The organism is Polaromonas sp. (genome assembly GCF_030682935.1).
Lineage (GTDB): Bacteria > Pseudomonadota > Gammaproteobacteria > Burkholderiales > Burkholderiaceae_C > Polaromonas.
The window spans coordinates 1-9,201 of sequence record NZ_JAUXNA010000340.1 but is presented as its reverse complement, the minus strand read 5'-3'; the positions used below and the strand labels follow the sequence as shown (position 1 = coordinate 9,201).

Genomic DNA, 9,201 nt, shown 5'->3' with positions numbered 1-9,201 from the left:
TTCTTTGAGTTCATCCAGCGCAAGGGCGACGAGGGCTTTGGCGAAGGCAATTTCAAGGCGCTGTTCGAGTCGCTGGAGCGCGACCAGATCCAGCGCGGCGCACTGACCGTGGAGGCATGAAACCCATGAAAATCGACCGTATTCACCACGTCGCCTACCGCTGCAAGGACGCCAAAGAGACCGTGCTCTGGTATCAAAAAATGCTCAACATGGACTTTGTGCTGGCGATCGCCGAAGACCATGTGCCTTCGACCAAGGCGCCCGACCCCTACATGCATGTGTTTCTGGACGCCGGCCAGGGCAACGTGCTGGCTTTTTTCGAGCTGCCGACGCAGCCGCCCATGGGGCGCGACCCCAACACGCCGGCCTGGGTGCAGCACATCGCCTTCAGGGTCAAGGACAGGGCCGAGCTGCTGGAATTCAGGGCGCACCTGGAAGCCAACGGCGTCGAGGTGCTGGGCGTGACCGACCACGGCGCGTTTCACTCGATTTATTTCTTTGATCCGAACGGCCACCGCCTGGAGCTGGCCTGCCCGGACCCCGAAGAGCAAGCCATGATCCAGCGGCTGGACGCCGTGAAGTGGGAGATGCTCGAAGAATGGTCGCAGACCAAACGCGCGCCCAAGCAGGGCGCCTTCCTGCACGAGCGCGAGTTCAAGCAATGAGTATTGTTCTTGATGACACCCACGACCCGGCGCTGCAAAGCTGGGTCGAATCGGCCAACGACCCCGGCACCGATTTCCCGATTCAAAACCTGCCGTTTGGCCGCTTTCGCACCGAGGGCCAAGGATTTGGGGACGGCGACTGGCGCATCGGCGTGGCGATTGGCGACCAGGTGCTGGACCTGCGCGCCGCCCGGGTGATCGACAGCAGCGACATGAACCGGCTCATGCGTCTGTTGCCCGAGGTTCGCCGCGGTGTGCGCCAGGCCCTCTCGGAAGGCTTGCGCGCGGGCAGCCCGCAGCAAGCGACGTTCAAGGCGGCGCTGCATGCGCAGTCCCAGGTCGAGCTGGGCCTGCCCTGCCAGATTGGCGACTACACCGATTTCTACACCAGCGTCCACCACGCCACCACCATTGGCAAGCAGCTGCGGCCCGACAACCCCTTGCTGCCCAATTACAAATGGGTGCCAATTGGTTACCACGGGCGGGCCTCCAGCATTGTGCCCAGTGGCCACAGCTTTCGTCGGCCCAAGGGACAGACCAAGGCACCTGACCAGGAGGCGCCCAGCGTGGGCCCCTGCCGGCGGCTGGACTACGAGCTGGAGCTCGCCATGCTGGTAGCGCGGCCCAACGTTCTGGGCGAGCCGATTGCCATGCTTGAGGCCGAAGACCATGTGTTCGGCGTGAGCCTGTTCAATGACTGGAGCGCCCGCGACATCCAGGCCTGGGAGTACCAGCCGCTGGGGCCGTTCCTGTCGAAAAACTTTGCCAGCACGCTCGCCCCCTGGGTCGTGACGCTCGATGCGCTGGCGCCGTTTCGCGTGCCGTTCACCCGGCCAGAGGGTGACCCTGAACCGCTGGCTTACCTCGATTCCCCCGCCAACCGGGCGCAGGGCGCCATCAATATTGAGCTCGAAGTGTGGCTGCAAACGGCGCAGATGCGCGCCGCAGGCCACGCCGGCGACCGCATTTCAAGGTCCAACTACCGCGATGCCTACTGGACCGTGGCCCAGCTGGTGGCCCACCACACGGTCAATGGCTGCAACCTGCGCGCGGGCGACCTGTTGGGTTCGGGCACCCTCTCGGGACCCCGACCGGAACAAGGCGGCTCCTTGATGGAGCTGAGCGCGGGCGGCAAGCGGCCCTTTGCGTTGTCCAATGGCGAGGCGCGCAGCTGGCTCGAAGATGGCGACACCGTGATGCTGCGCGGCTACGCCCAGCGCGAAGGGTTTCGCCGCATCGGCTTTGGCGAATGCCGGGGCACGGTGCTGCCTGCCCTTACCGTTTAACGCCATAACGCGGGGCTGCTTTTCACGCGCGCCAGGGACGGCAGGGTGGGCATGCGCGTCAGCTGTTGCGCCACCCCTGTGCCGTCAGCGCCGGCGACGTCGCGCTGCCGTGCAGGCCCCAGTGCTCTACCGCCGCAGCAAACACAATGCGTTCGCTGTCGGCCAGCTGCTGGTCAGCCTCGATCAGCGAGACGCACAGGCCCAACACCTTCAGGCGCAGGTCAGGGTCATCCACCTCGTCCATCAGTTGTCTGAGCCTTCGGGGATCCATCAGGCAGGCCTCGGCCCAACGCATGCCGCCGCAGGCGAGCAGGTCTTCACGAAATTCATGCACGACCGCATGCAACTCATGGGCCTGCAGGCCAAGCAATTCGTGCGCGCCCAGCCGCTTGAGCGCGGCCAACTCGCGGTTGCACAGGTGGCCATCAGCCAGCATTGCCAGCGCCAGGATGCGGGCTGCCGCCTGGGGGCTGTTGCGTGGGTAAGTTCGCATCATGGGTAAGCCTTTCAGTCAATGGATAGAGCAAAAACCCGGTGCATTGGGTGGCGGGGATGGCGCGGAATCAGTCAAAAATTTCGCTCAACCACGATTTTTTCCGCCGGGCGGGATACCTGGCGCTGTCGCGGTAGTCGGAATCCACAAAGTCAGGCGTCGACGACGGCGCCCGGTCGTGCCGGGATGCTGGTTCTGCTGCTGCAGGTGCAGCGGCGCGATCGATCAGCTTGTCGAGCTCGCCGCGGTCGAGCCAGACGCCGCGGCACTGGGGGCAGTAGTCAATCTCCACGCCCTGGCGGTCGGTCATCACCAGGGTGGTATCGGGGCAGGAGGGGCATTTCATGGTGGGTTCCTTAAAAAGTGGATTGATCCGGTCCGCCAGACCTGAACAGGCTGCAAAACCGTTGGAGAAGCGAAGAATACGGCACTTTGTATCCCATAAAAAGCAGACAATTGTTGAATTAATCTTCTGAAATAACTGAACATGAGCACCAGTTTCAGCTACCGGCACCTCTACTACTTCTGGGTGGTCGCCAAGGAAGGCGGCATGGCGCGCGCGGCCGAGCGTCTGGACATAGCCGTGCAGACCGTCAGCACACAGGTCCGCGAACTGGAGCGCTCGCTCGGCTACGCCTTGCTCAAACCCGCCGGACGCGGCGTGGCGCTGACCGAAGCGGGCGTGGCGGCCATGCGGCAGGCCGAACAGATCTTTCAGCTTGGCGAACAATTGCCGGCGGTGCTTCGCGATGCGCTCGGCTCACCCACGGTGCGGCTGGCCGTCGGCATTTCCGAAGGGCTGCCCAAGCAGATCGTCAGGCTGCTAATGCAGCCGGTGATGCTGGAGCCCAAGCTACGCCTGCTATGCCACGAAGACGAATTCGAAGATTTGCTGGGCGACCTGGCCCTGCACCGGCTTGATGTGGTGCTGGCCGACCGGATCGCCCCGCCCAATCCCAACCTGAAGGTTTACAGCCATGCACTGGGCGCATCCACACTGGCCTGGTATGCGCCAGCGTCTCTACTGGCGGCGGCGCAACGCGACTTTCCGCACTCATTGGCCACGGTTCCCGTGCTGCTCCCCACCATGCATGCCGCCGTGCGTCCCAGGCTGGACCACTGGTTTGAGCGCATGGCAGTCCGGCCCAACGTCGTGGGCGAGTTCGAGGACAGCGCCCTGCTCGAAACCTTTGGCGCTGCCGGCATGGGCGTCTTTCCGGCGGCTGAGCTGGTTCACGACGCACTGGCAGGCCGCTATGGCGTTGAGCGGGTGGGTGGCTGCGAGGGGGTAGAGGAGCATTTTTTTGCGATTGCAGCCCACAAAAAAGTACTGCACCCGCTGGTCCAGAAATTACTTGCCGCCAAGCACTAAAGGCAGCCCAACCGGCGGCGCCGCCACTGCCTGCGGTCCAGCCTGAGCGGCTGCGGCAGACGCTCAGGCGTCGCCCAGTCCGATCGGGGCTGGCGCCCGCATCACGATGCGCGTGAAGAGGCGGTCATAGTCCGGGTCCGGCGGGTACTTGCCCGACAGCGGGTCGCAGTTTTTCTCGAACGCCGCATCCAGCTCTTTCCAGTCGTCCTCACTGAGCATCTTCTCGGCTTCGGGCAGGATCACGGTTTCTTCCAGCCGCATGTGCTCCAGGTAGAAGTCCACATAGCGCTTGCACTGCTCAGCAAAGGCGGGTCTGCGTGGCTCGCCCAGCAGCTCCCAGGCCAGCAGCAGGTGCTGCAGTTCGCGCACGGCTTTCTCACCGTCCATGTGGTCACGCTCCAGCCGCTCCACCGCATCCATGACCGAAGGGGCCGCCCGCACGACACGCGGAAACAGCAGGTCGGACTCTTTGGGGTGGTGCAGGCGTTCAGGAAATTCGTCGATATAAAACAGCATGGCACGCAGTACATCGAAGAACTGCTGCGGATTGTCAACCGGACCACGCTCCACCATCAGGCTCATGGAACGCAGCATGGCGGCCAAGGACGAATGCTCGTCGCGAATGATTTGCATGCTGGTGTGTTTGATGGCGATCTCCTGGTAATTTTTTAAAAATGCCTTCCAAGGATGCCGGCACCGGGCCGAGCCAGTCATGACCCACGTCAAATTTCCTGCAATGAGCCGCCTTACTGCGGCACTTAATGCGAACGGGCAATACCACTGATCAAGGTCACCAGCCCAATACCAATCGCCAGCCAGGCAATCTGCGCTGCAGTTTCTCTGGCGCTCACGCGCTTTTGCAGCTGCGGAATCAAGTCGGCCAGCGCGACATAGACAAAGCTGCTGGAGGCTATGACCAAAAAGAACGGCAGGTAGTCGTAAAGCTGGTCGACCAGCGCGTAGCCAACCACGCCACCCAGCGCGGTGACGGCGCCCGCAAGCGTCACCTTGACCACGGCTACACGCCGGTTGTTGGAGGTCTGGCGCAGCACCATCAGGTCGCCCATGTGGTGCGGCACTTCATGCACCAGCACGGCCAACGCGGCGACAACGCCCAGGCGCAGGTCGGCCATGAAGGCCGAGGCAATCAGAATGCCGTCGCCAAAGGCGTGCACGCTGTCGCCGGCCAATATGGCCCAGCCGCCACTTTTCGCATCGTGGCTGTGGCCGTGTGCGTGATGCAGATGGGCATCGCCTTCCGCGTGCACGGGCGCATGGTGTTCATGCCCGTGGTGCCACAGTTCTGCCTTGTCCAGCAGAAAAAAGAACACCAGCCCCACCAGCAGTGTGGTGAACAAGGCGTGGGCGCCGGCCTGGCTTTCAAACGCCTCGGGCAGCAGGTGCATGAAGGCCGTCGCCAGCAGCGCCCCGGCGGCCAGGCTGAGCATGTGCTGGGTGTAGCGGGCCAGCACGCCAAAGCTGAGCAGCGCCGCCAGCCATACGCTGCCGATGCCGGCGGTCAGGGTTCCGAACAAAATTGCTACTAAAGTCATAGCGTCTTGCGCCCGTCCCGATTGGGCTAGAGCCCTTAATTATTAAGAAAATATGGCGCTAATACCTTGGCTGTGCTTGCGCCGCAAATCACAAAACCCCGGGCGAGGCATGACTGCCGAGGGCCGGGGATTGCGTTCGTATTATCCCGCGTGTCAGCGGTACGCATAAAAAAGCCGCCTCCCGTGCGTTGAGGCGGCTGGCGCTGATGAAAGCACCCTCAAGGGGAGGGTTCAGACAACACCGTGGGTTTTGAACCACGCCAGCGCGCGCTTGAAGCCGTCTTCTGCGGCCTCTTTGCGGTAGCTGGGCCGGTAGTCGGCGTGAAAAGCGTGCGGAGCATCGGGGTAAACCACAAACTCCGAGGCCCTGGCGGCAGCGTTGCTCTTTTTACCCGCTTGCGCCAGCGCGTCCTTCATCTGGTTGATGGTGGTGACCGGAATACCGCCATCCTGCCCGCCGTACAGCCCCAGCACCGGTGCCTTGAGGCTGGCCGCCAGGTCCAGCGGGTGCTGGGGGATCAGCGCCGAAGGGGTGCCGACCAGGCGGCCATACCAGGCCACGCCGGCCTTGACGTTTTTGCTGTACTCGGCATACAGCCAGGTGATGCGGCCGCCCCAGCAAAAGCCGGTAATGCCGACTTTTCGGGTGTTGCCGCCGTTGGCCCCGGCCCACTTCACGGCGCCGTCCAGGTCGGCCATGACTTGCGCATCGGGCACCCTGGAGACCACTTCCGACATGAGCTTGGCCATTTCGCCATATTTGCTCGGGTCGCCCTGGCGCGCATACAGTTCAGGCGCTATGGCCAGGTAACCGGCCTTGGCAAAGCGGCGGCAAGTGTCGGCAATGTATTCGTGCACGCCAAAGATTTCCTGAATCACCAGAATTACCGGCAGATCGGTTTTACCGGCAGGAGCGGCGTAAAACGCAGGCACCTTGAAGCCATTGACTTCAAACGTCGTTTCGCCGGTTTTAAGGCCATCTGCCGATGTTTTGATGGCGGTTTGCGCCATGATGGGCAGGGCTGCAGCGGCGTAACCCACGCCCAGCGCGGCTTTCAGGGCGGTGCGGCGGCTGGCCCCGGCTTCGGTGCTTTGGCCGGGCAGCAAGGCATTAAAGTCGTTTTTTTGGTCGTTGTTCAGCATGGTGATGTCCTCAATAAGGGCAGTGGAATGAAGGGGAGCTCGAAGCAAACAATTGAAGTCTAGTCGGTCATACAAGCTTTTGCCAGTTCAGGGAAATACCCATGGGTATTCAGCCTCTGCTGCTATGTCGCCTCTCCTGAGTGCATCTTGCCGCCAGCCCCCGCCCGGCGGTTCAAAAGAATTTGACGCTGAGCTCGGGCCAACCCGTTGATGTGGCACTCAATCGCGTCCCCCTTGACGACGGGCCCGACATTTTCAGGCGGTGCCCGAGCGCGTAAATGATGTCGCAGGGGAAACAGCTCAAACGCCTCGGACTGTTTGGAAATTTTCCCGGCCACCGACCAGATCGTTCCTCCGCGCGCTTTTTCCCAGTTGGGCCCAAAACCGATCGATCTCGTCCACCCGGCCATGCATCAAGCCAGACCCATTTGACTTCCGCCACGGGCACTTCAAACACCAGCTCGTCGTTGAGCACCTGCTGCACCCGGTTTATCGGGTCGGCCGCCGTGCCTTGAGCGCCGAAAAGGCCGGACAGGTCAACGATATAACCCAAACGGTCAAAAATGTAACCAAACGCTTCATCCGGCCTGGTTCAAACCGTGCTTGTGCGCGTAAGCGTAAAGCTCCAGGCGGCTGGACAAGCCCAGCTTGCTGTAAATCGAGGTCAGGTGGTTGCGCAGCGTGTGCTCGCTGATGTTCAGGCGCTCGGCAAACACCTTGCCCTGGGCCGAGGCATCGCTGGCCATGGCTGCAATGGCTTGACGCTCGCGAACCGTCAGCATTGCGATTTTTTGCTTCTCCGGATCCTTGACATGGGCGGCTTTTTGCCGGATCAACTCCATGAAGATGCGGCTGGTGGCGCCGCGGTCAATCCAGAGTTCGCCCTCGTGCACCTTCTCGATCGCCTTGAGCAGGATGGAAGGCGACTCGTGCTTTTGCACCACCCCACACGCCCCGGCCAGCACCACGCTGTCGTGCAAGGCCGCGTCGCGCGAGCCGCTCACCACCAAGACCTTGGCGCGCGTCTGCGCGTGCAGGACGACCAGCGAACCGGTGCCGTCCTCACCGTCCAGATCAAGCACCACCACGTCCGGCGGCGCCTGCCGATTCAGCAGCAGCAGGCTTTCGGCCACCGAGGCCGCCACGCCTGCCAGCTCCAGCAGAGGATGCGCCGTCTGCACCAGGCGCGCCAGGCCCCACGCCGTCAGGGGCAAGGCCACCAGGCATACCTGGATGGGAGGGGTATGGACGTTCAGCATGCGATTCTGCAACCCTGGAAACCGCAGTTGGATGCGCCCGAGGGTGCTGTGAGTGGTTTTCCAGACAAGACCAGGCGACGCAGTGGGCTACTGCCCGCAAGGCGGCGTAACGCCGTATGGCATAGCCAGCGCAGCGCCATCGGGTCCGTAGCGCTCTCACCCGAAAGGTGAAGGTGGTTGAAGGCGAAAAAGCTGGATTTCATGCAGGTTTACCAAAGTAATCAAGCGGCCAACTGCCGTTTCCAGGGCAAAAGGAAATGCCCTTACATCATAGCAAAGGTTTCAAAATGTAAAGACACATCATTGCATTGCGTCCACGCGCCTCCCGGGATATTTGTCCTGGACATCATTGGAATCATTCATGACAAGCTCCTGGAAAAAAAGAGAGACACCGCCCATGCGGGAAACATGCGGCGTGGGCACACTGATGCCATGTTCACAGAGCACCGCAGCGAACCCCGTGAGTGCATTGCCCTGCCCTTGCAGCTCGAAAATGGGCGCCAAGGCATGACGCGCGACATCAGCGCATCCGGCCTGTTTTTCGAGGCGGATCGCGAGCAGCGGGCGGGCAGCTTGATTGATTTCGAAATCGAGTTTGACTGGCACAGCGGGCTGATGAAGTTCAAGGCGCAATGCGAGATCGTCCGCATTGAACCCAGGGGCGACAAGACCGGCGTGGCGCTCAAGTTCCTGGTCTCGCGGCTGGCGCCGGTGGAGTGAAGTGTTTGATTGACGGATTGCTACCAGGCAACCTTTGCAATGCTTTTCTTAATAGTTAATTCAGGAGGTCATCATGGCAGTCAGCAGTACATCCTTCACAAAAACCCCCCAAGCGGGCGACGACACCTTCAGCTACACGCAGGAGGAACTTCTGGCTCTGGCGGCGTACAACGACGCGAACCAGGTCGTGACACTCGACGTGATGTCAAATGACCTTGGCGGTAACGCGAAGAAGTTATTCTCGATCGACGACGGTAGCGCGGGTTTTCTGAATGATCTGCTGACCAACAACGTGAATGCGAGCTGGGAGACCCTGCCAAGCGGCAACAGGATTCAGATCGTTAACGGAAAGATTCAACTCGACATCTCCCATTCGCTCGGAGGGCAGAGCATTGCAAGTCTTGCAGCAGGAGAAACGATCACCGAAGCCTTCGTCTACTCGATCCAACTCGGCAACGGCACCCTGAGCTGGGCAAAGGTTACCTTCACCGTTACTGGCGCGAACGATGCCACGACCGGCACGGCCTCGGCCACGCTGGCCGCTGGCACCGAGGACACCGCCTACATCGTCAGCGCCGCCAACCTGCTGGCCGGCTTCACCGACGTGGACGGCGACACGCTGTCGGTGTCGGGCCTGAGCGCCAGCAACGGCGCGGTGGTCAACAACGGCAACGGCACGTTCACGATCACCCCGAGCGCCAACTTCAACG

11 protein-coding genes and 1 pseudogene are annotated in these 9,201 nt (G+C 61.8%); 6 read left to right on the top strand and 6 right to left on the bottom strand.

Annotation, left to right across the window (positions count from 1 at the left end; translation table 11 throughout):
- The 3 genes and pseudogenes from Q8K05_RS15690 to fahA form a co-directional block, all read left to right on the top strand.
- Positions 1 to 120, top strand: a pseudogene (locus Q8K05_RS15690) (4-hydroxyphenylpyruvate dioxygenase); the annotation flags it as partial.
- Positions 121 to 125: 5 nt separating this feature from the next.
- The gene (locus Q8K05_RS15685) at positions 126 to 665 is read left to right on the top strand and encodes a VOC family protein (protein ID WP_305247554.1); all 540 of its coding nucleotides are present in this window, start codon (positions 126 to 128) and stop codon (positions 663 to 665) included.
- Positions 662 to 1,951 carry a fumarylacetoacetase gene (gene fahA, locus Q8K05_RS15680; protein ID WP_305247553.1) on the top strand — a complete coding sequence of 430 codons (1,290 nt, stop codon included), beginning with the start codon at positions 662 to 664 and terminating at the stop codon, positions 1,949 to 1,951. Before Q8K05_RS15685 ends, fahA begins: the two co-directional genes overlap by 4 nt.
- 58 nt (positions 1,952 to 2,009) lie before the next feature.
- On the opposite strand, the gene Q8K05_RS15675 is transcribed toward fahA, so the two are convergent.
- The gene (locus tag Q8K05_RS15675) at positions 2,010 to 2,447 is read right to left on the bottom strand and encodes a TerB family tellurite resistance protein (protein WP_305247552.1); all 438 of its coding nucleotides are present in this window, start codon (positions 2,445 to 2,447) and stop codon (positions 2,010 to 2,012) included.
- Positions 2,448 to 2,514: 67 nt separating this feature from the next.
- Entirely contained in the window at positions 2,515 to 2,790 is a 276-nt protein-coding gene (locus tag Q8K05_RS15670; RefSeq protein ID WP_305247551.1) for a zf-TFIIB domain-containing protein, read from the bottom strand.
- Positions 2,791 to 2,931: 141 nt separating this feature from the next.
- On the opposite strand from Q8K05_RS15670, the gene Q8K05_RS15665 reads away from it, so the two are divergent.
- Positions 2,932 to 3,816, top strand: a complete 885-nt coding sequence (locus Q8K05_RS15665) for a LysR family transcriptional regulator (protein WP_305247550.1) — start codon at positions 2,932 to 2,934, stop codon at positions 3,814 to 3,816.
- A 63-nt stretch (positions 3,817 to 3,879) separates the two neighbouring features.
- Here the strand turns inward: Q8K05_RS15665 and Q8K05_RS15660 are convergent, their stop codons facing one another.
- The 4 genes from Q8K05_RS15660 to Q8K05_RS15645 all read right to left on the bottom strand — a co-directional run bounded on the left by Q8K05_RS15660 (position 3,880) and on the right by Q8K05_RS15645 (position 7,771).
- Positions 3,880 to 4,449, bottom strand: a complete 570-nt coding sequence (locus Q8K05_RS15660; protein WP_305247549.1) for a hemerythrin domain-containing protein — start codon at positions 4,447 to 4,449, stop codon at positions 3,880 to 3,882.
- Between the two features lie 125 nt (positions 4,450 to 4,574).
- Positions 4,575 to 5,369, bottom strand: coding sequence for a ZIP family metal transporter (locus tag Q8K05_RS15655; protein ID WP_305247548.1), 795 nt, complete (start codon positions 5,367 to 5,369; stop codon positions 4,575 to 4,577).
- Positions 5,370 to 5,600: 231 nt separating this feature from the next.
- Positions 5,601 to 6,512 (bottom strand): dienelactone hydrolase family protein, encoded by a 912-nt coding sequence (locus Q8K05_RS15650; protein WP_305247547.1) that lies wholly within the window; start codon positions 6,510 to 6,512, stop codon positions 5,601 to 5,603.
- Between the two features lie 578 nt (positions 6,513 to 7,090).
- Positions 7,091 to 7,771, bottom strand: a complete 681-nt coding sequence (locus Q8K05_RS15645) for a response regulator transcription factor (RefSeq protein WP_305247546.1) — start codon at positions 7,769 to 7,771, stop codon at positions 7,091 to 7,093.
- A gap of 432 nt (positions 7,772 to 8,203) precedes the next feature.
- On the opposite strand from Q8K05_RS15645, the gene Q8K05_RS15640 reads away from it, so the two are divergent.
- Both Q8K05_RS15640 and Q8K05_RS15635 read left to right on the top strand, forming a co-directional pair.
- Positions 8,204 to 8,491 carry a PilZ domain-containing protein gene (locus Q8K05_RS15640; RefSeq protein ID WP_305247545.1) on the top strand — a complete coding sequence of 96 codons (288 nt, stop codon included), beginning with the start codon at positions 8,204 to 8,206 and terminating at the stop codon, positions 8,489 to 8,491.
- Between the two features lie 73 nt (positions 8,492 to 8,564).
- On the top strand, positions 8,565 to 9,201 hold a 637-nt coding region (locus Q8K05_RS15635), incomplete at its 3' end, for a cadherin-like domain-containing protein (RefSeq protein WP_305247544.1).

Bases quoted from the DNA above. Each gene is read 5' to 3' on its own strand.
- Q8K05_RS15685 (WP_305247554.1), top strand. From the start codon at position 126: ATGAAAATCGACCGTATTCACCACGTCGCCTACCGCTGCAAGGACGCC.
- fahA (WP_305247553.1), top strand. From the start codon at position 662: ATGAGTATTGTTCTTGATGACACCCACGACCCGGCGCTGCAAAGCTGG.
- Q8K05_RS15675 (WP_305247552.1), bottom strand. From the start codon at position 2,447: ATGATGCGAACTTACCCACGCAACAGCCCCCAGGCGGCAGCCCGCATC.
- Q8K05_RS15670 (WP_305247551.1), bottom strand. From the start codon at position 2,790: ATGAAATGCCCCTCCTGCCCCGATACCACCCTGGTGATGACCGACCGC.
- Q8K05_RS15665 (WP_305247550.1), top strand. From the start codon at position 2,932: ATGAGCACCAGTTTCAGCTACCGGCACCTCTACTACTTCTGGGTGGTC.
- Q8K05_RS15660 (WP_305247549.1), bottom strand. From the start codon at position 4,449: ATGCAAATCATTCGCGACGAGCATTCGTCCTTGGCCGCCATGCTGCGT.
- Q8K05_RS15655 (WP_305247548.1), bottom strand. From the start codon at position 5,369: ATGACTTTAGTAGCAATTTTGTTCGGAACCCTGACCGCCGGCATCGGC.
- Q8K05_RS15650 (WP_305247547.1), bottom strand. From the start codon at position 6,512: ATGCTGAACAACGACCAAAAAAACGACTTTAATGCCTTGCTGCCCGGC.
- Q8K05_RS15645 (WP_305247546.1), bottom strand. From the start codon at position 7,771: ATGCTGAACGTCCATACCCCTCCCATCCAGGTATGCCTGGTGGCCTTG.
- Q8K05_RS15640 (WP_305247545.1), top strand. From the start codon at position 8,204: ATGTTCACAGAGCACCGCAGCGAACCCCGTGAGTGCATTGCCCTGCCC.